Below are 24786 nucleotides of genomic sequence, written 5' to 3'. Positions count from 1 at the left end.
TAGTTAGAAATTACACCTTGCGTCCCGGAAACCTCCTGTTAAACTTAGAGTGACTTTGTTTATTTTTTGGGAGGGAACGAGCATGCATCGATCAGCCGTAAAAGTTCTTATCGCTTTATTGATCGCTTTCACAGGGCGTCCGGGTTACGCCGAATCCTGGCAGACCTTGGGTCCTCAGCCCATGGGAATGGGCGGCTCCTTCGTGGGCGTGGCCCGGGGAAATTTGGCCCAATATTGGAACCCGGCTGGTTTGGCTCAGGAAAATAATATTTCCGGGATTCAGATTCCCGTCGGCGGACGGGTCGAATTTACCTCCGGTCTCCTTAAAGATGCCCACAATTTGTCCAATATTGCGGCCAAATACAGCGCCCTTCAGGACGCTCAGAAAAACAGTCAAGCCATCGATGCCGATAAAATGGCCGCGTTTTTGCAGGGCATCGTCACGTTGGAATCGTTGAATAAAGACGGCAAGGGCATATTGGTCGATGTTAACGCCGGATTTAATTTGAAATTGGGCCGCGTGGTTTTGGCCGTCAACAATTACACATCCGTCGGCGGCCGGCCGTTCGTGGACACCAAGAACATCGGTTTGGGGCAAATCAGCGGCTCCGGAGGCGTGACGTTTTCCGGCGGCGGCGTCGATACCGCCATCAGCGCTTCCAATCAAGCCTCGTCTGATAAAATCGAATCGGCGATCAATACCATCGGATTTACCGGCATTGAATCGTTGATTTGCGGTTCTGCGGGCTGTTTGGCCGCTCAGAACGCCGCTATCACCAACGCGGATGCTTTCGCCAATGCGCTGGTGGATCAGGCGGAAGACGGAGGCTTGAGCGTGGATCAGATTTCACAGGCCGCTCAAATCATCGCCGATAATTCCGCTTCCGCGGCCACGCTGATCGGCGCGGCGCTTTCTTCAAATCCCTATACCAACAACACCAGCAATTTGACCTTGCGCGGCGCCTCTTTTACGGAGCTTTCTTTGGGTTACGCGCGCCCACTGGTCTTACCCGGTCTCCTTGTCGGCGTTAATTTAAAGGCGATTCAGGGCAATATCGGCTATGCCAAATTCGATGTTTTAAAGAAGGAGACAGAATCATCGGATGTTTTCAGCGATTTTGATCAAAACGCAAAGAAATCCATGCAACCCGGCATTGATCTAGGCGTCTTGTACGACTTAAACAAAACGTTCGGGTTTTTGCCGTTTCGGCCCAGGGTGGGCGCTGTAGCCAGAAACATCAACAGGCCGAAATTCGACCAGCCGGATTTGGCCAAGCAAAACGGAGAAGGGGATAAGTATGCTCTAGAGAGCCAAGTCCGCATGGGTGTTGCGCTTAATCCTCTTAATTTTTGGACCTTGGCCGCGGACATGGATATCACGGAAAATAAGACGCAAATCCCCGGCTTTAAGTCCCGCATGATGGGCGCGGGCACGGAAATCAATGTGTTCAATCGTCCGTGGTTGAATATCCCGCTGCGCGTGGGCTTGGCTAAAAACGTCGCCGAGTCGGGATCAAAAGTCGCCTACACCGGCGGCGTCGGATTCAATTTCCTGCATTTCATTATTGACATCGGCGGATCGGTGTCCACGTCCACGGAAAAGTTTACGGATGACAAGGGCAAAGAGAAGGAAGTCCCAGCCAACGCCTCTGTGGCCGCCCAATTCGCGCTGTTGTTTTAATCCTCGCGCTTCGGTTTCGGCTTGCAGCGCAACGCCTTATTGGATTTTGACATCGGCTTCGGATGATTGCGCGGAAGCCGTCGCGCCTTCAATCTCCGCCATGATCCTGTTCCTGTGGGCTAGAAAGGCTTCCCTGCGGTTTTTGGCGATGGAATGGGCGAAGGGAAGGTCAAGCTTGAGAAAATCCATCCACCGGCCGTTTTTTTCTATTTGAAAATGCAGGTGCGGGCCGGTGGCCAGGCCGGTGGAACCGACATATCCGATGACTTTTCCTTGTTTTACCCTAACGCCTTTACGGATTCCTTTGGCGAATTTATTCAGGTGCCCGTAAAGAGTCGTGTACACCGCGTTGTGGCGGATTGTGACTATGTTGCCGAACCCCCGTTCCCTGTGGGCGGCGATGACGACGCCGCCGGCCACGCTGTGCACCGGCGTCCCCCGGGGAGCGGCATAATCGGTGCCGTGATGGGGACGGTTGATTCTGAGCACGGGGTGGTAGCGATCCCTCGAGAAACGGGAGGAGATTCTGGAGAACCTCAGGGGAGCCCTTAAAAACATGCGCCTGAGGGATTCTCCCTTTTCATCATAGTAGTCATTATCAAATAAGATGGCCCAGCGTTCCCCGGTGACGGCGCCCCGGTAAGCGCCGGATTTAATGGAGTAACCCCAAGGCCGTCCGTCCGTTGTTTTGTGTTCGTTCCAGACGACGGTGAAGCGGTCGCCGTCCCGGGGTTCGGTCAGGAAATCCACCGTCCATTGGAAAATTTCCGTAAAACGCAGAATGATTTCGGCGGGAACACCGGCGGATTCCATTGAAAGCCAGAGGCTGTTTTCAACGGTTCCGGCGGCATGATTATTATGGGCGATCAGGGCCATCCGGCGTTTTTTAGCCCGGAATCTTCCCTCATCATCCGTCGTGACGATATAGCGTTCAAGTTCGTGCGTCAATGTCAGGTGCAGAAAGGATCCCGACGTGGAGCGGACGACGCGATAGCGGTCTTGCGGGCCCAGGCGCCGGACATTTATGGCTTTTCCCAGGGCCTGCGATGTGGCGGTCGCTTCTTGAGCATCCGATCCGGTCTCCCTGAGGATGTCATAGAGACGCCGGCGGCTGAGTATTCCTTCGTAAGCGGCCGCCCCTTGATCAGGCCGATTATTGTGAAAGGCTGCATGGGCGTTAAGCCGCATATGAAGGCGCATCCCCATCCAGATTAAACCCAGAGACGTTCCGTAGAGAAGCGTCCGGAAAATAAGGTTTTTCAAGCGGCGAGGCCGCATTTCTTTAGCGCCCAAACCGATTCCCTCGTGAAATAAGGATGTTAATCATCCACTTTCGATTTCGCCTCTGCTTCAGCGGTCTTAGTCTTAATTTTACTTTCCGCTCTGCGGTTTTCAGCCCAGCAATTTTGCTTAGGTTGTGCGCAGGCCGGTTTTTCTTCTCCATAGGAAAGCGTCGCGATCCTGGTCCCGGAAATTCCAAGGCGCATATAGTGATCCCGAACGGCCTTGGCGCGTTTTTGCCCGAGGCTGAGGTTGTATTCGCTCGTTCCCCATTCATCGCAGTGGCCTTCGACCAGCACCTCCCAATCTTTGTTATTTTTGATGGCTTCGGCATTTTGTTCGATGATCCTTAACGATTCCTTAGTGAGATCATAGCGGTCGAAATCGAAATGGATGGTTTTAAGCTCGGCAGTGCTTGTGAATTCCGAGCCATGGATGGCGGCTTCAGGCGCGTGTCCGGCGGGGGATTGGGTTTGACCGGACGTCTTGCCCGCCATTTTCGCGGCCGAGCAGCCGCATAGGGCCGCTATAAGGCATAGTTTTGTGATCAATTCTGCATATCGCATCATTGGTATTAACCTCCTCCTTCTTTTGTGCTTCCCCAAACAAGCGTCCTAAAAATCCATCCTTTGATCTTTTTTCCATCGGAAACTTTCAGCCAATCTTCTTCGCGATCGAGCACTTTCAGGGGATAGCCGCGGTACGCGATCCATAAGACGGCGTGCTTTAAGCCTGGGCCCTTGCGGATATTGGCGAATTTACCCATCACGATAACCGTGGAGACATCCGAGAGCAGCGATTGATGAATCCAACCGATATCGTTTTCAAAGTCCTTTACTTTGGCCCATTCATTGCCCAGTTCCAGAATTTCAAAAGGCGTGAAACGCCAAGCCTGCCAGATCACGGGATATTCGGTTCCCGGCCCTTTCCTGATGTTGGCTTTATTCGATGCAAGGCTCATGAACTCGGCGTTGCCATGGGAGCAAATCAGAAGAAACGCCAAGCCTGCCATCGTGAGGCGGCACGGTTTTTTATTCATCAACATGTCATCAGTCTAAATTTCGATCGTCCGGAAGAAACGACGGCCCTATTGCCGCAAGCTTCTTTAAAAATTATTCTACTATGATATAGAATGATTTATATAACTTATAAATTAAATATTTTTCATTTATTAAATAAATGATACCGATCAATTATCACCATCTCTATTATTTTTGGATCACGGCGAAACTGGAACGCATCGGAGCGGCGAGCCGCCGTCTGTACCTGGCTCAGCCTACGTTGAGCCTGCAGATCAAGCAGTTGGAGCGCTCGCTGGGAAGGAGGCTTTTTGAGCGCAGCCGCAGGGGCGTCAGGCTGACGCAGGAAGGCAGGATCGCTTTCGATTACTGCGAGCGGATATTTTCTCAAGGCGACGAACTGGTCGCGGCGTTGCAGCCGGGACGAACGGTCAGGCCCGCGCTCTTTCGCCTGGGGGTGGCGGGGCCGATTTCCCGCTACGTCGTGCTGCAGATCCTTGAGCGCGCCTACGGTCTAAACCGCCGGATTCGGACCAGCATTTTAGGCGGCTCGGCCGAAGGACTGAGGGAACAATTGGAAAAACATAAATTGGATTTGGTCGTCTCCAACGTGGACTTCTCGCCGCAAATGGGCGTGGAGTTCAGGAGCCGATTGGCCGGAACGATCCCCGTTTATTTTGTCGCGCCGCCGAGGCTCAAGGCCAAGATCCGGCGGTTTCCGGCGGACCTCTCCAAGCTGCCGATGCTTTTGATGGCCCCCGAGAATCCCGTCCGCAAGGAGGTGGATCAGTTTCTGTGGCGTCATAAAATTTCCGTATTAGTGGAAACGGAGATCGAGGATGCCGAGCTCATTCGTTTTTTAGCCCTGCGCGGGCAGGGAGTGGCGGCCATGGATGCTTTGACGGCGCGCAATGATTTAGCGCGCCGCCGCCTGGTGGCTTTGCACCGCAAAGCCGTCGGCGTTAAGGAATGTGTCTGGTTTATTTCCGGAAGACATCCCAAACCTAACCCCATTTTGCAGCGGGTTATTCAAAATCTTATGGGGAATTTTGTCGTTCGTGTTTAAAGGTGCGCGGGGCTTGTTTGACGACCGTATTTTTTAGGTAAAATTCCTACCAAGCATGATTAAGACAACAGGGCCGGGAGGCCGTTAACTCCGATTTATATTTCGCTGCCGCGTTGGAGGATTAATCGCGATATACGGGCTTCTCAGGTCCGTCTCATCGATCCTATGGGCGTTCAGTTGGGCATTAAACCCATCCATGAGGCGGTGAGGCTGGCGGAAACCCACGGGCTTGATTTAGTCGAGGTTGCGCCCCAGGCGAACCCGCCGGTGTGCAAGATCATCGATTTCGCCAAGTTTAAGTACGATCAGATCAGAAAGTGGAAAGATACGCACAAGAGGCAGAAGTCCGGGGAGTTGAAGGAAGTCCGTTTCCGGCCCTCGGTGCACAATCATGATCTGGAGACCAAGCTTAAGCATGTCGAAGAGTTTTTGGCCGAGCATGACAAGGTGCGCATCACGGTCTTTTTCCGGGGCAGGGAGATCACGCACCCGGATATCGGCCGCCGGTTGATGGACGGTATTAAAACGAGATTGAAGGATAAGGCAAAAGTGGACAAAGAGCCGCACTTGGAAGGCAAGAGGCTCATGATGATTTTATCGCCGAAATAGCGGCGGAAAGAGGAATAACAATGCCCAAATTGAAATCGCATAGTGGAGCGAAGAAGCGCTTTAAAGTAACGAAAAGAGGCAAAGTGCTTTACAAAAAATCAGGCTCCCGCCATTTATTGGCCGGGTGGAGTTCCAATTTGGGGCGTTCAAGGCGTAAAAGAGGGCAACTGCCCAAGGGCGATGCTGACGTTATTAAAACCCTGCTTCCTTACGCCTAGGATTTCAATTAGAAAGGAGTTAATCGGCAATGAGAGTCAAAAGCGGCGTTTACACCAGACGTAGAAAAAAGAAAGTTTTTAAGATCGCCAAAAGCTATTACTCTGATCGAGGCCGGCGTTGGAGGCAAGTCAAACAGCAGGTCGAGCGTTCGCTGCGCTTCGCCTATCTCGGCCGGCGCCAGAAAAAGAGGGATTTCCGCAGCCTTTGGATCACCAGGATCAACGCGGCCACGCGCGAGGCGGGGCTGAGCTATTCCCGGTTTATTTCTATTTTGAAGAAAAACAACATCAACCTAAATAGAAAGAGCCTGGCTGATCTGGCGGTCAGCGACCCCAAAAATTTCGGCGCGCTGTTGGATTTGGCCAAGACGTCGTAATGTGGCGAAGCCGCGTCCGCTCCCTGAGGACTCCGCGTCAAAACCGTCCTCGGCAAGCCAGATCGACGAGCTAAAAGAAAAAGCCCTCCGTTCGCTCGCCCAAGCCGCAACCCTCGAAGCTCTCGAGGATTTGCGCGTTGAAACCCTGGGCCGTAAAAGCGAGTTAAGCCTGTTGTTGCGCTCGCTCGCCCACATGTCCATCGAAGAGAAGCGCGATTTGGGCTCCAAAGCCAATGCGGCCAGGCAGGCGTTGGAACAGGCCTTTGACGCGCGCGCCGGGGAATTGAGAAGAAAATTCCTCCTGGATAAGGCTTCCGCCGAAGATTTGTCTTTGCCCGGCTTGTCCCTGCCCGCAGGCCGCCGCCATCCCTTGGGCATTGTTGCGGAGCGCATCCTTGAGGTTTTCTCCCGCCTTGGTTTTCGTTATGTGGAAGGCCGCGAAATCGAGACGGATGAAAACAATTTCACCATGCTGAATATCCCCGAGGATCATCCGGCCCGGGACATGCATGACACGCTTTATCTGGAAACAGGCGCCGGCCAAACATCCGGGAAGCGGTTATTGCGCACGCACACGACCCCGGTCTGGATCCCCATCATGAAAAACAGCCCTCCGCCTTGGCGCGTGGTGACCTGCGGCAAGGTGTTTCGCAGCGAGGCCGTGGATGCCACGCATTTGCCCGTTTTTCACCAAATCGACGCGTTTTATGTCGATTCCCATTGCAGTCTCGCTGATTTGAAGGCGACGCTTGAACTTTGGGCCGGCGAGCTTTTCGGCAGGGGGACGGCCATCCGTTTTCGGCCCAGTTATTTTCCGTTCACCGAGCCCTCCTGCGAGGTTGAGGTGCGCTGTTTCCGCTGCCAGGGCAAGGGCTGCCCCACGTGCAAAAACGGATGGATCGAAATGCTCGGCGCGGGCATGATTCATCCATTGATTTTGAAGCGCCTGGGCCATGACCCGAAACAATGGCGCGGGTTTGCCTTCGGCTTGGGGCTTGAGCGCGTGGCCATGGTTTGCTGGGGCGTCCCCGATATCCGTTTGTTCTACGAAAATAATTTGGAATTTTTAGAGCAATTTAAGGGTCTCTGATGCGCTATTTATTGAGCTGGATCGAAGAATTTTTGCCCCAGCCTCTTCCTTCAGTCGATAAGACAATCGAGGCCTTGGAACAGGTCGGGCTTTCAGTCGCGGCCGTTGATCAGCACCCGATTACTTTTCAAGGAGTGGTGATCGGCGAGGTGCAGGAAGTTTGGCCCCATCCCAATGCGGATCGCTTAAGGATGGCCAGGGTTTCCGACGGCGCCAAAACATATCAGGTTGTTTGCGGCGCCCCCAATTTGGCCCAGAATCAAAAAGTGGCTTTTGCGCCTATCGGCGCCCGGTTGAAGCCCGGCGGGCAGGACTTGTTGATCGAGCGAAGAAAAATAAGGAATTCGGAAAGCGAGGGCATGATTTGTTCCTCTAAAGAGCTCGGCCTGGGCGATGATCATGACGGCATTCTTGTGTTGCCCAAGGATTGGACGCTGGGAGCGCCCCTCGACAAATATATCCGGCCGGAAACCATTTTAGATATCGAATTGCCTTTTCATCGCTGGGATTTGACCAGCCATTTGGGCTTGGCCAGGGAGCTGGCCGTTTATTTTTGGCGCGCTTGCGCGCTGGAAAAATTTTCCGGGCTTCCGGCCTCCGCTCAGGACACGGTTTCCGTGACCATTACCGAGGACGCGGCCGAAGCCTGCGGCCGGTACGAAGGGCTGTTGCTGACCGGCTGCCAGGTTAAACCCAGCCCCTGGTGGATTCAGAGGCGTTTGGAGCTTTTGGGGCTTAAGGCCATCAACAATGTTGTGGATGCCACTAATTACGTTACGTTAGAGATGGGCCAGCCTTTGCATGCCTTTGATTGGGCTACGATCAGGGGGCCAAGGATCGAAGTTCGCCGGGCTAAACAGGGAGAAAAATTGAAGGCTTTGAACGCGCGCGAATACGAGCTTTTATCATCGGATTTGGTGATTGCGGACGCTGAGCGGCCCGTGGCTTTGGCGGGCGTCATCGGCGGCGAAGAAACCGGCGTTACCGGCGCCACCAAGGACATTTTTTTTGAATGCGCCTGGTTTTCCAGGTCGGCGGTGCGGCCCGCGGCCCGGCGTCTGGGTTTGAGAACCGAATCATCCTCACGTTTTGAGAAGGAAACGGATATCGCGGCTTTGCCCGCGGCTTTGGGCCGCGTGCTTGAGCTGATTCAAAATTCCGGCGGCGCCACGGTGCGCTCCGTGACTAGCGTGTACCCAAAGCCTCCGGCCCCGGCCAAAATCGAATTCTCGCCGTCCGTCGTCGGTAAAATTTTAGGTTTGGAGCTCGGCGCGGACGAGCTCTTTTCGGTTTTGACGCCGCTGTGCGAAGAGACGAAGAAAGTTTCGGCGGATGAATGGGTGGTGATTCCGCGCAGCCACCGGGGGGATTTGCGTTTGGTCGAGGATGTGGCGGAGGAGGCTTTGCGTTACCTTGGTTTTTCGCGCGTGCCCGGGCAGGAGGGTTATCAGGCGCGCATCCCGGCGCTGACGAATTTGCCCGATGAGCTTAAACGCGGCAATCGCGAACTCTCAGCCCATTTTTGCGATACGTTCCGGGGTGTCGGGTTTCATGAGGCGGCCAATTACCCTCTTTGCGGCGAAAAAGAAATCAATGAGCTTTGCGGCGAATCTGTTTTGGAAAAAACAGCCCGCTTGGCTAATCCGGTTTCAGCGGATTTATCCTGCTTGCGGCCTTCTCTATTGATCGGGCTTTATCGTAATTGGTTGGCCAATAAAAATCATCCCAGGCAAAGAGTTTTTCTTCAAGAGACGGGGTATGTGCATGGCCGGGGTGATCAGGCCGGCCCCGAGCCGTTTGTGAGCGAATCCATCTGGGCAGCCATTGCTTTTGGAAGCATGGTCGAGCCCAATTGGCTGCGCCAGGAAAAGTCTCCGGTCGGTTTTTGGGAGATGGTCGGTTTGGTCGAGGGCGCGCTCGGGCAATTGCGGATTTCATTTGAACGCGGCGAAACCCAAGACGCGTTTGCCGCTTTTCATCCTGGGAAAAGACTGGCTTGGCTTTCCTGCGGGAAAGTCATCGGGTGCGCGGCTGAGTTGGCCACGGACGAGTCCTTGGACTCAAAAACGAATTTTCCTCTCGCGTACGCCCAAATCAATTTGGATGCCCTGGGGGATTGCTGCCGGGGAATTCCCGAATTGCGTTTCAAAGCGATCCCGATTCTCGGACTTATTCAAAAGGATTTGGCTGTTCTTGTCGACGAGCACATTCCCTGGTCATCCATTGAGGCGTCCGTGCGCCAAGCATTGGGCCCCTTGTTGGAGCAAATCCGGCCTTTCGACGTTTACGCTTCGCCCAAGCTTGGAAAAAATAAAAAAAGCGTGGCCTTGCGATTGTCCTTAAGGCCCAAGGAAAAAACCCCGACCCAGGAAGAGATTCAATCCTGGCTTGAGAAAGCCGTCGGCGCGTTGAAGCGCGACGTGGGCGCTGAGTTGAGGGCGTAATGGAACAGGAATTAATTGAAGATTTGGATTCGTCGTTGTCCATGCTCCAGGAATTGTCCAAGCGGCACAAGGCGTTTCGCGAGCAGAACATTCAATTAAACAGCCTGGTGGCGGCCATGGAGAGCGATCAGAAAAAGGCCTCCCGGCTCTTGAATGATTTTGAAAAAATGCAGAAGGATCGAGAGCGCATGAGGGAAAAAATCACCGAGCTTTTGGACCGGCTCGAGCGCCTGAGGATTTAACCGATGATTCAAGAGAAAATTACCGTCGAGATTTTGGGCCGCCGCTATGAATTGGACATCGAAGGCTTGACGGAAATCGAAGCCAGCGCCCTGGCTAATTTGGTGGCGGAGAAAATTATGGAGCTGCAGCGTCAATCCAGGGTCGTGGATACTTCGAAACTGGCCGTTCTGGCGGCGTTGAATTTCGCGGATGAGCTTCGCCGCCTGCAGGTCAAACACGATCAAACCGTTGAAACCGTCGGCCGCCGCGTTTCTTCTTTAAAGAAAATTTTAGAGGAGCTTTTAAAGTGAACAAGACTCATCTGGTGGATTGCCCCTTTTGCAAAGGGACCCTTGAGGTTGACGCCGGCAGCGGCAAAGTCGTCAATAAATGGGAAGGGGGAAGAAAGGACAAGCCCGCGGGCGAGCGATTCTCCGAGGCCGTGCAGAAGCTCGAAGAAGGCAAGAAAAAAAGGGATGAGTTTTTCTCCTCGGCTGCCGAACGGTTGAAAGAAAAGAAAAAGAAAACGGATGACCTGTTCGGCGAACAGCTGAAAAAAGTGAAAGAAGAAGGCCTCGAAGGCCCGCCCGAACGGCCTTTTGACTTCGATTAATGGAACTTTTCGAAACTAAAAAAGCCGATTGGGTTCCCTTAGCCCGTCAATCCGCCCCTCAAACCCTCGACGAATTCACCGGCCAGGAACATTTGGTCGGACCCGGCTGCCCTTTGCGTCTGGCTTTGGAATCCGAGCAGCCTTTTAACGCCATTTTTTTCGGGCCGCCCGGCTGCGGCAAAACCTCATTCGCCCGGCTCTTGGCCCAGAAAAAGGGCATGGACTGCGTGGAAATTTCCTGCGCCACCAGCGGGTTGCCTAAAATTAAAGAGGCCATCGGCGGCGCCGAACTCAAATTAAAAACGACCGGGCGCACGACGCTTTTGGTCCTCGATGAAATTCATCATTTAAACCGCACCCAGCAGGATATTCTTTTGCCGTACATGGAATCAGGCGTGATTGCCATGGTGGGCATGACCACGGAAAATCCGTTTTTTTACATTCACAAGGCGATTTTATCCCGGGCTTTGGTGTACGAATTCAGAAGCCTTGACGATCAGGCCTTGGGCATTGTGCTGGATCGATCATTAAGCGCGATCGCCAAGAAAGGCCGGCCTTTGCCCTTGGGCGATGACGCCCGGCGTTTTCTTCTTCGTTTTGCCGCCGGCGATGGGCGGAAACTTTTAAACGCGCTTGAGTTTTTATCCGGAGTGGCCAAACAAACCTTGGCCAGCGCCTGGAGCGCCAAGGACGTGGAACGGCTCTTGGGCCGCCAACAAATCCTTTATGACAAGAAAGAAGATGCGCATTACGACGCAGCCAGCGCCTTCATCAAATCCATGCGCGGCACGGACCCGGATGCCGCGATTTATTGGCTGGCGCGCATGCTTGAGGGGGGAGAAGACCCCAGATTCATTGCCCGCCGCATTGTGATCGCAGCCAGCGAGGACGTGGGCAATGCCGACCCCATGGCTTTAGTAGTGGCCCAAAGCGCTTTTAACGCCATCGAAATGTTGGGCTTGCCGGAGGGAGCCATTCCCTTGGCACACGCCGCCATTTACGTGGCCTGCGCCCCTAAGTCCAACGCCTGTTATTTGGCCTTAAAAGCCGCGCAGGAAGAGGTAAAAAAGAATAAACAAGAAGTCCCCATCCATTTAAAAGACTCCAATTTGGACGCGGAATTAGGCCACGGCGAAGGCTATCTCTACGCCCACGATTACCCGGAGCATTTCGTAACCCAAAAATACATGGAAAAATTCGTCCAGTTTTATAAACCCACCACGATCGGATCCGAAGCCACAATGAAGGAACGCCTGGAAAAGTTTTGGAAGCGAAGCTATTAATAAACGCGAAAGTGCTCCTTCCTATTTTTGATGGTGGCTTATTGACAATTGGTATTCTTTCTGGTTATACTATTGGTAATACTAAGGTAATTTATGCCATCGGTTGTCAAGAAAGCTATCAGCTTGCGATCAGAACAGGATCGAAAGATTCAGGAGATCGCTAAACGCGCTAAAGCTCCTTATAGCGTTGTCATTCAAAAGGCCGTTGATTTTTACCTGTCCTTTCGCGAGAGCCGACGCATGGAGGAGGCCTACAGAAGCTATTACTCCCTGCCGGAGAATGAAAATCGAGAGCGGCACTTGGTGCGCGATTGGCAAGACGCCGGTCTTGAGGATTGGCCTGATTAGTGAGTCTGATTAATATCAAGCGTGGCGATATTTTTTGGTTGGATTTTAGCCGTTCGCCTGCCAAACCCATGGAGAAAAAACGGCCGGTGTTGATTGTGCAGAACAATCTGGGAAACCGTTATTCTCCCAAAACTATTGTAGCCGCCATTCATTCGGAAACGGGCAAGGGATTGCCTGTCCATGTCTCTGTGCCCAAAGGTATCGGCGGTTTGTCTAAAGATTCGGTTATCGATTGCGGCGTTTTGGTCACGGTGGACAAGACTTTATTGCAAGGAAAGCTGGGGGAACTGCCCTTGGTTTTTTCATCTCAAGTCGATAAGGCTTTGAGAATCAGCTTGGCTCTAGCTTAATCAGATGACGGATTTGGAATGGCCGTATAATCTGCCGATTTTTCGCAGCGCTCATCGCTCGGTTTCTCCCGACGGCCGGCTCTGGGCCGAGATCGACCCCGCATATGAAGCGGGCATGAGCGATCCGACTTATGGAACTCTGCGCCTTTCCACGGGCCTCCAAATCGAACGATGCAATCCGAGCTTCCTGTGGTCCGATGACTCGCGGTATCTTGCGGTGCCGCAGTTTTTTTATAGGTTCATGATTTTTAGACGACAAAGGCTTCTGGTGATCGATGTTCAGAGTCAAGCGGTCTTCGCCTCTCCGGATTTCACCTACTATTTTCAACCCGAATCTTTTTCTGATGGACGAGTAGTCGCAATCAAGAATCCCTTCAATTCTGCGCAGCAAGCTGTCTGGTCGATTCCAACAGATTTGACAAGATTTAGTCGTGTCATCATACGGGGAATAAAGACCTGACCCTAATCTAAGCGGTCTTGTTTTACGTCGGAATTCCTGTTATAAATTAAATGTGGCTATGAGGAGCAAAGTCATTCCAGTCGTTGCTTTAGCGGGGTTTGTTTTTTGCCTTTGGCCCCAGGGTTTGCAGGCCCAAGGTGATGATGCCGCATCGGCCGATGAAGGCGGAGGATGTTCCAGCGATAGTCCGGTGATCGATTGTTTTTGCGGTGAATTCAGCCAGCGTGAACATTGTGCTGACCGCGCGCGAACCCTTGTGGGGGGTAATCTTAATCACGCCGTAGGCGCGACGAGGGTTCTTGAGTGTTTCAAGAGCGAGGCGCGGCGTAGCTGGATACGTGCCAGGAATGCTCGTCCGCCTGACCCCGGTCTGGTTGAACGCGCGCAAACAGCCCAGGAACAGGCCACGCAATTTTATGGGCAGGCATGGGATATCGTGGGTGAAATCCAATGTTATTTGATGGCTCTGGACATCGGGGTCAACGGCGAGCCTACACCCGCCCAAGCAATTGCTGGAGTCGGAACAGACTGCCGTACGGTGGAATTTTTTCCTCCGTCTAATCAAACTACTCCAATTGAGAATGAAGCAATTAAAGATTTGATCGAGCAATCCTCATTTCGAGCTACGATAGCCGGTCAGTTGTTCGTTGAATTCCTGGAGGGAGATGGGATTTCCGGGGAGAACGGACTCATCAGTGATGACGCCACCAGCCGTTGTCAAAGTTACCGCTCGGACTATCGGCTTGATGAATCGAAGTCTAAATCGAAGAGAAAGTCAAAACGCAAATAATTCGTTTTAATTCCCGTTGATGAAATCGTTGTCGCCGTTGGGGGGTTTCGTCGGCGGCTTTTTGATGCGGATTCTGGGGCCCATCATGCGGTCCATGGCTTTGATCGGATCGAATTTTTTTCCCATCTTAAAGGCCGCGACGGCCAGCAAGGTGTGCCAGAGAAACGGCCAAAAAATACCATTATTCAGCAGCGGCAGGTTGGAAGCGATATAAGGCATTCCTCCGAAAAAAGAACCCCAAATAATAAGAAAGACATGCCGGCTCGCGATGGCCCGGCCCAGCACGAAAAATCCGATGCCCACGAATATGGATAAAAACAGCGTCGTAAAAAGAAGTTCAGCGATATTGAATTGTTTTTGCTTGTGGACGCGCCTGGCTTCTTGGGCTGCAGCTAGTTCCTGTTCTTGGGATTCTATCGTGGAGGTTTCTTCATTAAGCGGGAGGATTTCTTCAACGGGCTGTGACTCAAGCGGCGGTGATTCAACTTGCGTTATCGCAACCGGAGCCTCCGTGTTTTGCTGTTCTTGTTGTTGCCGTATGAACGCGCCTTTGCGCGCTAAGAACAAACCCGCCATCACGATGACGGCGACAATGATGACAGGGAGGGGGTTGATTCGCCGGGATTCTTTGATAAAGGGATTTTCGGCCATTCTCTATGGATATACCATGAAAACGAGCCCTATGCCATAAAGTTTGATAGCCTAGTTGCGTGGGGACATTCGAAAAGTATTGCGACTCCCGCAAAAAGCTCATCGACCGCTCTTTGAAAGCGCATATGGGCGCGTTTTTTCCTTTCGGCATTTTGCGCGAAGCCGCCCAACATGCGCTGTTTCCGGGGGGCAAGAGGATCAGGCCTTTGCTGGCCATGGCGATCGGCGAGGGTTTGGGTGCGAAATCTCGGCCATTGCTTGATTTCGCCTGCGCGTTGGAGTTGATTCACAATTACACCTTGATTCACGATGATTTGCCGGCCATGGACGATGATGATTTTCGCCGGGGAAAACCCACCGTTCATAAAAAATACGGAGAAGCCTGCGCCATCTTGACCGGGGACGCGCTCTTGACCCATGCCTTTGAGCTTTTGGCCGGTTGCCGTCCGGAAATCGGGCGGCTTGTGGCCCGGTCCATCGGCGGGCGGGGCGTGATTTTAGGCCAGGCGCTTGATTTGGGTTTAGGAGGCGGCAAGAAAAACGACACGCGCTCCTTGAACAAAATTAATCAGCTTAAAACAGCCTGTCTTTTTGAGGCTTCGATCGTGGGCGCCGCTTTTTGTTCCTCTAAGGGCGCTCAAGCGGCGGCGCTGTTGCGATCATTCGGAGTTTTGTTCGGCGAGTGCTTCCAAATCGCGGATGATTTGGCCGACGCCAAAGAAGAGAAAAAGAAAAACGTGCAAACATTGGCGACCAGGGGCAAAACCAAGGAACTTGAGGCCAGGCTTAGAAATCTTGAGCGTAAGCTGGAGAGGAAGGCCGTGGCGTTGCCGCTTAAAAAGCCGTATCCTTCGATTTTATTGAGCTTGGTTCGTAAGCTTTATTTAACCCCTTGAAAAATCCCATCAAACCCCGTCTTGATGAATTGATTGTGGCCAAGGGCTTGGCGCCGACGCGCGCCAAAGCCCAGGCCTTGATTTTGGCGGGGCGTGTTTTGGTTAACGGCGAGCCCAAGCCCAAGGCCGGGGATCGCGTCGCTTCAGGGGCGGAGATCGAAATTACACCGGGCTCCACGCTTAAATACGTTTCTCGCGGGGGGTTGAAACTTGAGGGCGCGCTCCAGGCATTGGGGGTCAGCGTCAGCGGCAAAATCGCCTTGGATGTGGGCTCGTCAACGGGCGGATTCACGGATTGCCTGCTCCAATCCGGGGCTCAATTGGTTTATGCCGTGGATGTGGGCCAAAACCTTATGCATGAGCGTTTGCGGGCTGATCCCAGGGTGCGTTTGATTGAAAAAATGAATGCCCGGTATTTGTCACCTGAGCTATTCGACCACAAGCCCCGCTTAGCGGTGATTGATGTGTCTTTTATTTCCGTCAATATGGTTTTGCCGCCGGCTGCCGCCTGTTTGGAGCCGCCTTTTGAGATAATAGCCCTGGTTAAGCCGCAGTTTGAAGTCGGGCGCGGCAAGACCAAGGGGGGCGTGGTCAAGGACGAAGCCCTGCGCAGCAAAGCCATTGAATCCGTCCGCCGGTTTATCGAGGCGGAAATGGGTTTGACTGTGGCCGGCGAGTGCCCCAGTCCCGTGCCCGGGCCCGAGGGTAACGTGGAACATTTTTTATACATTAAAGATGCTTAAAAACATTGTTCTGTTTTTTGTGTTGGCTCCGTATGTTTTTGTCTTCAGTCAGACCGGCAAAAATTTACCGGTTGCTCCCAAGGCCAATGGCGCCGGCGGGGCTCAATCGCAGGCGTCAGGAGAGATGCTAGGCCGGGAGTTTCTGTTGCCGCCGGATGCTTTGCATTTGCCCGGCGAAGAAAGCATGGATAAACAAGTCGAGGTTGGCCGCGAGTATGAGGCTGTGTTTTCCCAGCCGTCTTGGGTCGCTCCTTCCCCGTCGTTGAATTCCCTGGCCTTGGCCCAAGCCTCAAACAACAATGTCGCCATCACCGCGCACAACGGCCGGTTGTTCATGGCTTGGCGCACGGGGCCGATTCATTTCGCTTCTAAAAAAACCGTGATGCAGGTGGTTTCTTCGGCCGACGGCGGGCGAAACTGGGAGCTTGAGCATTCCATCGCCATCGGCAGGGATATCCGCGAACCGTTTTTTTTGACGGTGGGGGGAAAGCTGATTTTTTATTACATGGAGGCCGGGCAATCAGCGAGCGCTTTTGAGCCTCGGGGGACAAAGGCCATTGTTTACGCGGGGCCCGGACAATGGAGTCAGCCGGTGTCCATCGGCGCGCCGGGGGAAATCATTTGGGAAATGAAAGTCCGCAACGGCAAAGCTTGGGCCACCTCTTACAAAGGCAATCATTATGCCTGGGCCGAGCAGAGCCGTATCGAGCTTTATTTTAAGGAATCAACGGACGGGCTTAACTGGGAAAACGTGGATTCTTCGCAGCCCTTCGTGTATCAGGGAGGGGTCTCCGAAGCCGCTTTCGAGTTTGCCCGGGATGGGTCATTATGGGCGGTGACGCGCAATGAGGACGGGGATGCCACGGGCTGGGGTTCTCATGTGGCGACGGCTCAGCCGGGCGCTCCGGGGCGCTGGGATTTTCCTCAAACCAGCGATCCCGATCGTTATGATTCGCCGCGCATGTTTCGCCACGGCGATGAGATTTACATGATCGCCCGGCGCGATATCGGCGGCCCTTTTGATCGCGGGGGCCGCAATCTTCCTTTCTGGCTTCAGCGCGCGCGCAACATGCTCGGCTATTCTTGGCGCGCCAAGCGAACCGCGTTGTATAAAATCGACCGCAAAACCAAGAGCGTGGCGTTGATCGCGGATTTGCCTTCGGCCGGAGATACGGCGTTCCCATCCATTATGCGCTTGGGGCCGCATGATTTTCTAATCGCCAATTACACATCGCCCCTGGATCGTCCCAATTCAAGTTGGATCAGGGGGCAGATCAGCTCGATGGGCACAAGCATTTATTTTATTCGCCTGACGTTCCGGCCAAAGGTAAAATCATAGCCGTCATGTCCAGGTACGAGCCCCGCAGCATCGAACCCAAGTGGCAGCGGCGTTGGGAAGAGGCCAAAATTTTTCGTTCGCAGGACAAGGGGTCCGGCCCAAAATATTACATTCTCGATATGTTTCCCTATCCTTCCGCGGCCGGGCTTCATGTCGGCCATCCCGAAGGCTACACGGCCACGGACATCATCGCGCGCATGAAAAGAATGCAGGGGATGAGCGTGCTTCATCCCATGGGCTGGGACGCTTTCGGACTGCCCACGGAAAACTACGCCATTGCCACGGGCATTCATCCGGCCAAGGTGACGCAAGATTGCGTGACGAATTTCAGGCGCCAAATCAAATCGTTAGGTTTTTCTTACGATTGGGACCGGGAAATCAACACAACCGACCCGGAGTATTACCGTTGGACTCAGTGGATTTTTCTTCAGTTGTTCAAGAAAGGGCTGGCTTACGAAGCCGTTGTGCCCATCAATTTTTGTCCCTCCTGCAAAACCGGTTTGGCTAATGAGGAAGTGCATCAGGGCGGCTGCGAGCGCTGCGGCACGGCCGCCATCAAAAAAGACATGCGCCAATGGATGCTCAAAATTACGGCTTATGCCGATCGATTGCTTGAAGATTTGGAAGGTTTGGATTGGCCGGCATCCACCCTGTTGATGCAGAAAAATTGGATCGGTTTGTCGGACGGAGCCCAGGTTGATTTTGAGGTGGCGGAGCCCGCCCAATCCAAGGGCAAAACAATCGCGATTTTTACGACCCGGCCCGATACTTTATTCGGAGCGACGTACATGGTTTTGGCCCCTGAGCATCCGTTGGTCAACAATTTAACCACGGCCCAACAACGCAGTCAGGTCGAACAGTATTGCCAGGCGGCCTCAGCCAAAACGGAAATCGAGCGCACGGATGAAGGCCGCGCGAAAACCGGGGTTTTCACCGGCGGCTACGCCCTCAATCCGGTTAATGGGGAGAAAATTCCAATTTGGGTGGCCGACTATGTTCTTTATCATTACGGAACCGGCGCCATTATGTCCGTTCCTGCGCATGACCAGCGGGATTTTGAATTCGCCAAAGCTTATAACCTGCCCATGCGCCAAGTCGTTTGGCCCACTTCGGATAAATATTTTGCCGTGGACCGTGCGTACGAGGATGACGGGTTCGCGCACAACAGCGGCGAGTTTAACGGTTTGCCCACGGCCGAATTCAAAGTCAAAATCACAGCATGGCTGAAGGATCGCAAATTGGGATTCGCACGCCGGACATACAAGCTTCGGGATTGGGTTTTTTCCAGGCAGCGTTATTGGGGGGAACCGATCCCCATCGTTCATTGCAAGGGCCGCTGCGCCAAGGCCGTGCCTGTCGCGGAGAAGGATTTGCCGGTGACATTGCCGGATGTGGCGCGTTATGAACCGGCGGGAACGGGGGAATCCCCGCTGGCGGGGCTGCGCGATTGGGTGAATACCAAATGCCCGGATTGCGGCGGACCGGCTGAACGGGAAACCAACACGATGCCCCAGTGGGCGGGCTCATGCTGGTATTACCTGCGCTTCATCGATCCTAAAAACGATCAAGCGGCCTGGGATAAGGCTTTGGAGAAGCGATGGATGGCCGTTGATCTTTATGTGGGCGGCTCCGAGCATGCGGTTCTGCACCTGCTTTATTCGCGCTTCTGGCATAAAGTGCTTTATGATTCGGGCCTTGTTTCAACCAAAGAGCCCTTCATTAAACTGCGCCATCAAGGGATGATTTTGTCTTATAGCTTCCAGGATCAGCGCGGCGCTTATCATGGTTATGACGAACTCGACGCATCGGCTGAAAACCCCCGGCTGAAAGCCACAGGCGAAGTTTTAAGCAAGCGCATCGAGAAAATGTCGAAATCGAAAAAGAACGTGGTTAATCCCGATGAGATTATCCGCGATTGGGGCGCGGACACCATGCGCCTTTACGAGATGTTCATGGGCGAATTCGAGCTCTCTAAGCCCTGGGACATGACTCAAATCGAAGGCGTCCACCGTTTCCTCCAGCGCGTTTGGCGCTTGGTCGCGGAAAAATCCGGCGCCAAAGCATCCGGTTCGGATGATTGTGCGCGGCTGCGGCATAAAACGATTAAGCTGGTGACCGAGCGCATCGAGTCGTTTAAATTCAACACCGCCATCACTGCGTTGATGGAATATGTCAATGCCCTGATCGCGCAGGGCGCCGGGCGCGAAGATTTGGAGACGTTGTTGAAGCTGGTGTCGCCGTTCGCTCCTCATTTGGCCGAGGAATGCTGGGAGCTCTTGGGCAACAAGCCGTTCGTTTCTTCGGCGCTTTGGCCGTCTTACGACGAAAATTTGGCGCAGGATGAGAAAGTCGCGATGCCGGTGCAAATCAACGGCAAGGTCAGGGAGACGCTTGAGCTGGGCCGCGGCGCAATCAGCCAGCAGGAGCTGGTGCGTCTGGCAAAAGAGAACCCGCGGGTTTCCAAGCACCTTGAAAATGCCAAAATCCTCAAGGTGATTTATGTCCCAGGACGGATCCTGAATTTTGTGATTCAAAAGGAGTCAACCGATGGTCAAAACAATTAAATTCTGGCCTTTATTTTTTGCGCTGGGCCTGATCGGATGCGCGTCGACGAAGGACGGGGTCGTTTACAACCCGTCGCCGCAAATCATGCCCTCTCATATCAGAAAAGTGGCGATGCACCCCTTCGTCAACAGGACGCAGCAATTCGCGTTGGAAGACAAGCTGACCATCGCGGTCAACAACCGTTTTTTGACGGACGGGACCTATAAAATCGTTTCCGATGATCAGGCGGACGGCATCTTGGCCGGGGAAATTTCCCGCTATATCCATATCCCCATCGCTTACGACTCTAATCTGGTGGCGACCCAATATAAGCTCGATGTGGTGGTCCAAATCCGGTTTATCGATAAAACAACGAATCAGGTTCTTTGGGAAGAGCCGAATTTGGTGGGCTCCATCGTTTATCCGGTTTCCAGTTCGCCGGGCGGCATGACCGAGGAACAGGCGCGTGAAATTGTTTGGGACCGTTTATCCAAGGATGTTTTAAAGCGTACGATCAAAGGCTTCGGCTCCGTGACCGGCGAGAGCCAGCGCAAAATTGCGCCGGAAGTGCCCGCTCCCGGCTCAGGCAGTTACTAAGTCTTGAAGCTCGGTTTCAAAGATTTTTTCATCAAGCTTGATAAGCTGACCCCTACCGTTTTTTATCTCACCGGCCCCGAAGAATATCTTAAGCTCCGGGCCAAAGAGCGCCTGCTGGCGCGCCCCGATTGCGCCGGTTTCGCCCGGGTTCGCATGCAGGGGCGCGAACTCGACGTTCAAGAATTATGGGACAGCCTGAATTCCCCGCAGCTTTTTTCCTCGGGGGAAATCATCATCATCGAGAAAGTGGAAAAAATCAAGGCCGCCGACAAACGTTCGATGCTGGAGGTTTTGGAAGCGTATTTCGAGACCGAGGCCGCGGGGAAAATCGTTGTGATGATATCCGAGGCCCAACGCATGGACGTCGCCGATCCTCTGGAGGGTTTTTTGCTGGCCAATCCCAGCGCGGCGCATGTGTTTTTTCCGGTTTTAACCGAGGAAGACGTCGTTTCGTGGGCCAAAGGCGAATTGCGCCGGAAAAATATCGAGGTCGGCCAGGAGTCTCTTGAGCGTATCGCCCGGTCCTATGCCAACGAACTTTACAGTTGGGCCAATTTGATTAAAAATTTGGAGTTAAGCCTGGGCTCGAAGAAACGGGCGGAGCCTCAGGATGTGGAGATGCTGCTGGCGGATTCTTCGCCCAAGGAAGACCGGCTGCTTGATGAATTAAGCGATACCGCCTATGCGCTGTTGGATCGTTCCAGATCCGCGCCGGCCTGCCTGGGACAGGCATTATTTTTATCCGACGGCCTGTTCGCCGCCGGCGTCGAGGGCCCTCAGGCCGCGGCCCTGCGATTGATGCGCGCGTTCGCGGACGCTGTTTACGAGCTGGGGGTGGCTAAATCAGGCACGTATTCGAGCCGGCAGAAAAGGGATTACAATTTGGGCGTTCGACTTAAGAAAGCGGCTTCGTTGTGGTCCTGGGAGAGCGTGAGGAAACTTTACAGCGTCTTAATCGATGGAGAAATGGATTTAAAGACAGGGCGTCTTGCGCCCGAAAGCGCCGCTAAAAAATTCCTAATGGCTTTCACCGATGCCTGCGTTGCGGGCAAGAGCGGGGCTTCAGGAAGCGGCGGCAGCCGTTTGTTTGCCGCGCAGGGAACCCACTAAACGCGCCAGGCTCGATTTCTTTCGAGCGCCTGTTCTCCAGTGCAGGAGGCCGGTTTTAATGGCCTTATCTATCTGTGAGGCGTATTTGCGGAACGTTTCCTCGGCCTTCGTCTGATCCTTTGTGCCGACGGCGCCGACCGCTGTTTTAACCAGCGATTTCATTTCTTCTTTCTTTTTGTAATTGCGCAGACGGCGGCGCAGGGACTGGCGTGCAGTTTTAATGGCGCCCGTATGACGCCCGGTCTTTTTAATCTTTGCCATGGCGTCATTATAGTAAAGCCCGGCCCCACAGCCAATGCCCGACTGTGGCCGGTGCTCTGGAAATAGGAGGCTTTCCCTGATAGGCTATTGCTATGAGGAATTGCGGGGGTTTTATGAAATTAATTTCGCTTCACAGGGTCCTGGCAGTCGGTTTTTTTATGACCTTTGGAACTTTCCGGGCCGCAGCCGCGGAAACTTATCCTTGCGCGGCTCCGCGTCCGAGAACGGTGGATGCCGCCCGGCTCTCAGCCGAGGATCGGGCCGCCGTTCAAGAAAGCGGTTTTGGAATCAGTGAAGACGGAAGGAGAGTCTTGACGTCCACGGATGAGCCCTTGGACGCGGAGCAGACAGCAGATGTGATCACCATTATTTGCGAAGCGCGCGCCGAACGAGCGAGCGCAACGAGCGGTCCCTCAGTGGATATCGAGGTTTTAAGCCGGGATTTTCGCATCGCAGCCGCCAATCAAACGCCTCAAATCAACGATGAAATGAGCAATGACGCCAAGACCATCTGCGAAAATTCCGGCGATTATGATCGAACGGCGTTCGACGAAGCATTGATGGAGTATTTTGAGGCCCGCATTATGATGATTAGCCTTCAGAATAACGGCCGGTATGCCAGCACGCCGCGCGACCGGTTGCCTTTTACAGCTAATGAGAAGGTCGTCAAGAAAGCCTGTGATGACGGTTCGGAAGAAGGTTTTTTGGCCCGGGCCGATCGGGAAGCCGTCAAAGAGCTGCATGAGAACGCGGCCTGGGTTGAGCGTTACGGCGGAGAAGCCATGACTTCGCCTACCCCGGTGACTCCCCGCCGCGCGGGCGCTGCTCAGAGCCCGCTTCAAGCGTATTTGGGGCAAGCCGGCCATAATCGTTTGGCCCAGGCGGCCTGTTACCGGGATTATTCTGAATAAATGAGTCCGGCCAACGCGCGCGTTATTCCAGAAAAATGCCGCTGCCGACGGTAAAATCCGCGGCGCTGCCGGCCCATTCGCCCGGCGCCCGCCAGAAGGTGTTCTCCGCGGCGAACAATCGAAACGTGAGTTTCCGGTTTTTAGACAGCGGGTATTTGTAATTAACGCCCATCAGGACCAAATCATCGCGTCCGTCCAAAACTTTGACGTTCGTGTCTTGGTACGGGGAAGAAAACGTGGAGTATTGGGCGGTCAATGAAATATTCTCGCGGGGGAGCAATTCCAGCGCGAATGAGGCGCCGCCGAAAGGCCGCACGTAAGGGGAGTCATTGCCGGGCATGGTGGCGCTGACATTACCGTAGGCGTTAAGCCAAGAGGTCAAGGCTTTTTGAAGCCCCAATTCAACGGCAACGTCCACGGCCCCGCTGCCGCGTCCATCGGTCACGCTTCCGGTGGGCAGTTCAACGCCTACCCTTACGGCCAGCGCCGGTTGATGCGGGGTTTCTTCAACCAGCAGCGTTTTGATGATCAAAGCGATATCACCAGGTCCGTATTGATCCACTCTGTCTTTGACGGTGAATTCAGGATGATTGACTTCGTACGTTGTTGAGTCGCCTTGGTAGCGCCGCCGGGTGGCGGACATCTCTCCGGCGGCTGTTTCCTCAACCCAGCCGATGAGCCCGTCCATCCAGGGGCGCGAGCGGTAGATGAACGGAATTTGAATTCCGGCTTCCAAACCTTCGCCTAAACCGATCCTCCAGACCTGCGTCAAACGCGTGGTTTCAGCGTGGAGAAGGCCGTTGCCGCCGTCTTGGGTTTTAATTCCTTCCATGGAGTTTGTCTGGGTCCAGGTCGTTTCCCAGCGCATCCGCCCGCGGGGCAGAACTTGCGCGGTTTCCGGAGGCAAACTCAGGAAAACGGCATGCGTCGGGTTCCAATCCATGGCCGGCAAAGGGCCTGCGCCTCTGGATATTTTGGGAGTCCGCTCAAAAATAGCGTTTGAGTCGCCGGCCGACTGTTCCGGCGTTTGGGCACGGAGGCCGAGGGCGGATAGCAAAAGGATGAGCGCGGGAAGGCTTTTTTTCGTCAATGCCGTATATTTTAACCTGAATAACGGCTAATTTTCATATGTCCCGCACCGCGAAAAAAGGCTACGGGTCAAAAAATGGATTTAGGAGGGTGAAGGGTGCGAAGAATCCGCTAATTCTTCAGGGCTGTTAAGAACACGCCTCCCGATCCGCGCGCTCCGTAATTTCATTAAGCACGCTCCGGAGATCCCGTGCTTTATCTTCTAAGCTGTCCTCCGGCCCGATCCAAATAGGAGAACCATACACGATCGCAACGCGGTTAAACGGCAACGGGAACTGAAAACGGTCCCAACTCTTAAAAACCAATTTGCGTTTGACGCCGTTGGCGATCGGCAAGATCGGAAGGCCCAGTTTCCTAGCTAAAAAAAGAGCTCCGGGTTTCACTTCATGGCGCGGGCCCAAAGGTCCGTCCGGAGTAATGCCCAGATGATAGCCGCTCTCCACCCGGCGCATCAAAGAAATGAGGCCCCGGGCCGGGTTCTGCCGCGACGATCCCCGCGCAGCATCAAGACCGAATAGACTCAAAACTCGCGCCATGATCTCACCATCCTTACTGGGCGACACGAGCGAGGTGATCTTGGAATTGCGGTGAGAGTAGACAAAAAAAGCCTGGCGATCATGCCACAGCGCGTAAATGTAACGCCGTCCTTCAGCTTCCAAATCCAAGCGATGCTGTTTATTTAAACTGATGGTTGTTGTGGTCTTCCCAACCAAAGTCATATACAGCCAAAGCAACCGGGTGACCAGCGTAAATTTTAAAGCCCGCCACATATCAAAAAGTATACCCAACTAGGG

Annotated in this window: 29 protein-coding genes; 22 read left to right on the top strand and 7 right to left on the bottom strand. The window is 53.7% G+C overall.

Features of this window, described 5'->3' with window-relative positions; translation table 11 throughout:
- Positions 1-82 precede the first annotated feature (82 nt).
- Positions 83-1681, top strand: coding sequence for a conjugal transfer protein TraF (gene traF, locus HYT79_05725; protein ID MBI2070085.1), 1599 nt, complete (start codon positions 83-85; stop codon positions 1679-1681).
- Between the two features lie 36 nt (positions 1682-1717).
- Here traF and HYT79_05720 read toward each other — a convergent pair whose 3' ends face one another.
- The 3 genes from HYT79_05720 to HYT79_05710 are packed head-to-tail and all read right to left on the bottom strand — an operon-like array spanning position 1718 to position 4001.
- On the bottom strand, positions 1718-2959 hold the full coding sequence (locus HYT79_05720; protein MBI2070084.1) for a M23 family metallopeptidase: 1242 nt from the start codon (positions 2957-2959) through the stop codon (positions 1718-1720).
- 41 nt (positions 2960-3000) lie between these two features.
- Positions 3001-3531, bottom strand: coding sequence for a peptidoglycan-associated lipoprotein Pal (gene pal / locus HYT79_05715; GenBank protein ID MBI2070083.1), 531 nt, complete (start codon positions 3529-3531; stop codon positions 3001-3003).
- Between the two features lie 5 nt (positions 3532-3536).
- Positions 3537-4001: an SH3 domain-containing protein gene (locus HYT79_05710; protein MBI2070082.1), complete on the bottom strand. Its 465-nt coding sequence runs from the start codon at positions 3999-4001 to the stop codon at positions 3537-3539.
- Positions 4002-4141: 140 nt separating this feature from the next.
- On the opposite strand from HYT79_05710, the gene HYT79_05705 reads away from it, so the two are divergent.
- From HYT79_05705 to HYT79_05640, 14 genes are all read left to right on the top strand, one after another.
- Positions 4142-5047 carry a LysR family transcriptional regulator gene (locus HYT79_05705; protein MBI2070081.1) on the top strand — a complete coding sequence of 302 codons (906 nt, stop codon included), beginning with the start codon at positions 4142-4144 and terminating at the stop codon, positions 5045-5047.
- 99 nt (positions 5048-5146) lie between these two features.
- Entirely contained in the window at positions 5147-5656 is a 510-nt protein-coding gene (locus tag HYT79_05700; protein MBI2070080.1) for a translation initiation factor IF-3, read from the top strand.
- Positions 5657-5676: 20 nt separating this feature from the next.
- Positions 5677-5874 carry a 50S ribosomal protein L35 gene (gene rpmI, locus HYT79_05695; protein ID MBI2070079.1) on the top strand — a complete coding sequence of 66 codons (198 nt, stop codon included), beginning with the start codon at positions 5677-5679 and terminating at the stop codon, positions 5872-5874.
- A 29-nt stretch (positions 5875-5903) separates the two neighbouring features.
- Positions 5904-6251, top strand: a complete 348-nt coding sequence (rplT, locus tag HYT79_05690) for a 50S ribosomal protein L20 (GenBank protein MBI2070078.1) — start codon at positions 5904-5906, stop codon at positions 6249-6251.
- A gap of 1 nt (position 6252) precedes the next feature.
- A complete protein-coding gene (pheS, locus tag HYT79_05685) occupies positions 6253-7341 on the top strand; it encodes a phenylalanine--tRNA ligase subunit alpha (GenBank protein ID MBI2070077.1) in 1089 nt (362 codons plus the stop codon).
- Positions 7341-9785 (top strand): phenylalanine--tRNA ligase subunit beta, encoded by a 2445-nt coding sequence (locus tag HYT79_05680; GenBank protein MBI2070076.1) that lies wholly within the window; start codon positions 7341-7343, stop codon positions 9783-9785. Before pheS ends, HYT79_05680 begins: the two co-directional genes overlap by 1 nt.
- Complete coding sequence (locus HYT79_05675; protein ID MBI2070075.1) at positions 9785-10027, top strand: hypothetical protein; 243 nt, start codon at positions 9785-9787, stop codon at positions 10025-10027. Before HYT79_05680 ends, HYT79_05675 begins: the two co-directional genes overlap by 1 nt.
- Before the next feature lie 3 nt (positions 10028-10030).
- On the top strand, positions 10031-10318 hold the full coding sequence (locus HYT79_05670) for a cell division protein ZapA (protein MBI2070074.1): 288 nt from the start codon (positions 10031-10033) through the stop codon (positions 10316-10318).
- The gene (locus HYT79_05665) at positions 10315-10620 is read left to right on the top strand and encodes a hypothetical protein (GenBank protein MBI2070073.1); all 306 of its coding nucleotides are present in this window, start codon (positions 10315-10317) and stop codon (positions 10618-10620) included. Before HYT79_05670 ends, HYT79_05665 begins: the two co-directional genes overlap by 4 nt.
- Complete coding sequence (locus HYT79_05660) at positions 10620-11903, top strand: replication-associated recombination protein A (GenBank protein ID MBI2070072.1); 1284 nt, start codon at positions 10620-10622, stop codon at positions 11901-11903. Before HYT79_05665 ends, HYT79_05660 begins: the two co-directional genes overlap by 1 nt.
- Before the next feature lie 93 nt (positions 11904-11996).
- Positions 11997-12251 (top strand): hypothetical protein, encoded by a 255-nt coding sequence (locus tag HYT79_05655; GenBank protein MBI2070071.1) that lies wholly within the window; start codon positions 11997-11999, stop codon positions 12249-12251.
- Positions 12251-12601: a type II toxin-antitoxin system PemK/MazF family toxin gene (locus tag HYT79_05650; protein MBI2070070.1), complete on the top strand. Its 351-nt coding sequence runs from the start codon at positions 12251-12253 to the stop codon at positions 12599-12601. Before HYT79_05655 ends, HYT79_05650 begins: the two co-directional genes overlap by 1 nt.
- Positions 12602-12605: 4 nt before the next feature.
- A complete protein-coding gene (locus tag HYT79_05645; GenBank protein MBI2070069.1) occupies positions 12606-13061 on the top strand; it encodes a hypothetical protein in 456 nt (151 codons plus the stop codon).
- Between the two features lie 58 nt (positions 13062-13119).
- Positions 13120-13851 (top strand): hypothetical protein, encoded by a 732-nt coding sequence (locus HYT79_05640; protein ID MBI2070068.1) that lies wholly within the window; start codon positions 13120-13122, stop codon positions 13849-13851.
- 6 nt (positions 13852-13857) lie between these two features.
- Here HYT79_05640 and HYT79_05635 read toward each other — a convergent pair whose 3' ends face one another.
- The gene (locus tag HYT79_05635; protein ID MBI2070067.1) at positions 13858-14502 is read right to left on the bottom strand and encodes a hypothetical protein; all 645 of its coding nucleotides are present in this window, start codon (positions 14500-14502) and stop codon (positions 13858-13860) included.
- A gap of 59 nt (positions 14503-14561) precedes the next feature.
- On the opposite strand from HYT79_05635, the gene HYT79_05630 reads away from it, so the two are divergent.
- The 6 genes from HYT79_05630 to HYT79_05605 are packed head-to-tail and all read left to right on the top strand — an operon-like array spanning position 14562 to position 21731.
- A complete protein-coding gene (locus HYT79_05630) occupies positions 14562-15398 on the top strand; it encodes a polyprenyl synthetase family protein (protein MBI2070066.1) in 837 nt (278 codons plus the stop codon).
- The gene (locus HYT79_05625) at positions 15395-16141 is read left to right on the top strand and encodes a TlyA family RNA methyltransferase (protein ID MBI2070065.1); all 747 of its coding nucleotides are present in this window, start codon (positions 15395-15397) and stop codon (positions 16139-16141) included. The genes HYT79_05630 and HYT79_05625 overlap by 4 nt, the downstream gene beginning before the upstream one ends.
- A complete protein-coding gene (locus HYT79_05620) occupies positions 16134-17480 on the top strand; it encodes a hypothetical protein (GenBank protein MBI2070064.1) in 1347 nt (448 codons plus the stop codon). The genes HYT79_05625 and HYT79_05620 overlap by 8 nt, the downstream gene beginning before the upstream one ends.
- Before the next feature lie 5 nt (positions 17481-17485).
- On the top strand, positions 17486-20044 hold the full coding sequence (locus HYT79_05615) for a leucine--tRNA ligase (GenBank protein MBI2070063.1): 2559 nt from the start codon (positions 17486-17488) through the stop codon (positions 20042-20044).
- Positions 20028-20621: an LptE family protein gene (locus tag HYT79_05610; protein ID MBI2070062.1), complete on the top strand. Its 594-nt coding sequence runs from the start codon at positions 20028-20030 to the stop codon at positions 20619-20621. Before HYT79_05615 ends, HYT79_05610 begins: the two co-directional genes overlap by 17 nt.
- Before the next feature lie 3 nt (positions 20622-20624).
- Positions 20625-21731 carry a hypothetical protein gene (locus tag HYT79_05605; protein MBI2070061.1) on the top strand — a complete coding sequence of 369 codons (1107 nt, stop codon included), beginning with the start codon at positions 20625-20627 and terminating at the stop codon, positions 21729-21731.
- Here the strand turns inward: HYT79_05605 and rpsT are convergent.
- Positions 21684-21992 (bottom strand): 30S ribosomal protein S20, encoded by a 309-nt coding sequence (gene rpsT / locus HYT79_05600; GenBank protein ID MBI2070060.1) that lies wholly within the window; start codon positions 21990-21992, stop codon positions 21684-21686. The genes HYT79_05605 and rpsT overlap by 48 nt on opposite strands.
- A gap of 113 nt (positions 21993-22105) precedes the next feature.
- On the opposite strand from rpsT, the gene HYT79_05595 reads away from it, so the two are divergent.
- A complete protein-coding gene (locus tag HYT79_05595; protein ID MBI2070059.1) occupies positions 22106-22903 on the top strand; it encodes a hypothetical protein in 798 nt (265 codons plus the stop codon).
- Between the two features lie 22 nt (positions 22904-22925).
- Here HYT79_05595 and HYT79_05590 read toward each other — a convergent pair whose 3' ends face one another.
- Together HYT79_05590 and HYT79_05585 are read right to left on the bottom strand one after the other, a co-directional pair.
- The gene (locus HYT79_05590) at positions 22926-23993 is read right to left on the bottom strand and encodes a DUF3187 family protein (GenBank protein ID MBI2070058.1); all 1068 of its coding nucleotides are present in this window, start codon (positions 23991-23993) and stop codon (positions 22926-22928) included.
- A 127-nt stretch (positions 23994-24120) separates the two neighbouring features.
- Positions 24121-24762 (bottom strand): lysophospholipid acyltransferase family protein, encoded by a 642-nt coding sequence (locus tag HYT79_05585; protein ID MBI2070057.1) that lies wholly within the window; start codon positions 24760-24762, stop codon positions 24121-24123.
- Positions 24763-24786 lie beyond the last annotated feature (24 nt).

The organism is Elusimicrobiota bacterium, assembly GCA_016180815.1.
Lineage (GTDB): Bacteria > Elusimicrobiota > Elusimicrobia > JACQPE01 > JACQPE01 > JACPAN01.
This window is presented reverse-complemented; position numbering and strand designations above follow the sequence as displayed.

Bases quoted from the DNA above. Each gene is read 5' to 3' on its own strand.
- traF (MBI2070085.1), top strand. From the start codon at position 83: ATGCATCGATCAGCCGTAAAAGTTCTTATCGCTTTATTGATCGCTTTC.
- HYT79_05720 (MBI2070084.1), bottom strand. From the start codon at position 2,959: ATGCGGCCTCGCCGCTTGAAAAACCTTATTTTCCGGACGCTTCTCTAC.
- pal (MBI2070083.1), bottom strand. From the start codon at position 3,531: ATGATGCGATATGCAGAATTGATCACAAAACTATGCCTTATAGCGGCC.
- HYT79_05710 (MBI2070082.1), bottom strand. From the start codon at position 4,001: ATGAATAAAAAACCGTGCCGCCTCACGATGGCAGGCTTGGCGTTTCTT.
- HYT79_05705 (MBI2070081.1), top strand. From the start codon at position 4,142: ATGATACCGATCAATTATCACCATCTCTATTATTTTTGGATCACGGCG.
- rpmI (MBI2070079.1), top strand. From the start codon at position 5,677: ATGCCCAAATTGAAATCGCATAGTGGAGCGAAGAAGCGCTTTAAAGTA.
- rplT (MBI2070078.1), top strand. From the start codon at position 5,904: ATGAGAGTCAAAAGCGGCGTTTACACCAGACGTAGAAAAAAGAAAGTT.
- HYT79_05680 (MBI2070076.1), top strand. From the start codon at position 7,341: ATGCGCTATTTATTGAGCTGGATCGAAGAATTTTTGCCCCAGCCTCTT.
- HYT79_05675 (MBI2070075.1), top strand. From the start codon at position 9,785: ATGGAACAGGAATTAATTGAAGATTTGGATTCGTCGTTGTCCATGCTC.
- HYT79_05670 (MBI2070074.1), top strand. From the start codon at position 10,031: ATGATTCAAGAGAAAATTACCGTCGAGATTTTGGGCCGCCGCTATGAA.
- HYT79_05660 (MBI2070072.1), top strand. From the start codon at position 10,620: ATGGAACTTTTCGAAACTAAAAAAGCCGATTGGGTTCCCTTAGCCCGT.
- HYT79_05655 (MBI2070071.1), top strand. From the start codon at position 11,997: ATGCCATCGGTTGTCAAGAAAGCTATCAGCTTGCGATCAGAACAGGAT.
- HYT79_05645 (MBI2070069.1), top strand. From the start codon at position 12,606: ATGACGGATTTGGAATGGCCGTATAATCTGCCGATTTTTCGCAGCGCT.
- HYT79_05640 (MBI2070068.1), top strand. From the start codon at position 13,120: ATGAGGAGCAAAGTCATTCCAGTCGTTGCTTTAGCGGGGTTTGTTTTT.
- HYT79_05635 (MBI2070067.1), bottom strand. From the start codon at position 14,502: ATGGCCGAAAATCCCTTTATCAAAGAATCCCGGCGAATCAACCCCCTC.
- HYT79_05620 (MBI2070064.1), top strand. From the start codon at position 16,134: ATGCTTAAAAACATTGTTCTGTTTTTTGTGTTGGCTCCGTATGTTTTT.
- HYT79_05615 (MBI2070063.1), top strand. From the start codon at position 17,486: ATGTCCAGGTACGAGCCCCGCAGCATCGAACCCAAGTGGCAGCGGCGT.
- HYT79_05610 (MBI2070062.1), top strand. From the start codon at position 20,028: ATGGTCAAAACAATTAAATTCTGGCCTTTATTTTTTGCGCTGGGCCTG.
- rpsT (MBI2070060.1), bottom strand. From the start codon at position 21,992: ATGGCAAAGATTAAAAAGACCGGGCGTCATACGGGCGCCATTAAAACT.
- HYT79_05595 (MBI2070059.1), top strand. From the start codon at position 22,106: ATGAAATTAATTTCGCTTCACAGGGTCCTGGCAGTCGGTTTTTTTATG.
- HYT79_05585 (MBI2070057.1), bottom strand. From the start codon at position 24,762: ATGTGGCGGGCTTTAAAATTTACGCTGGTCACCCGGTTGCTTTGGCTG.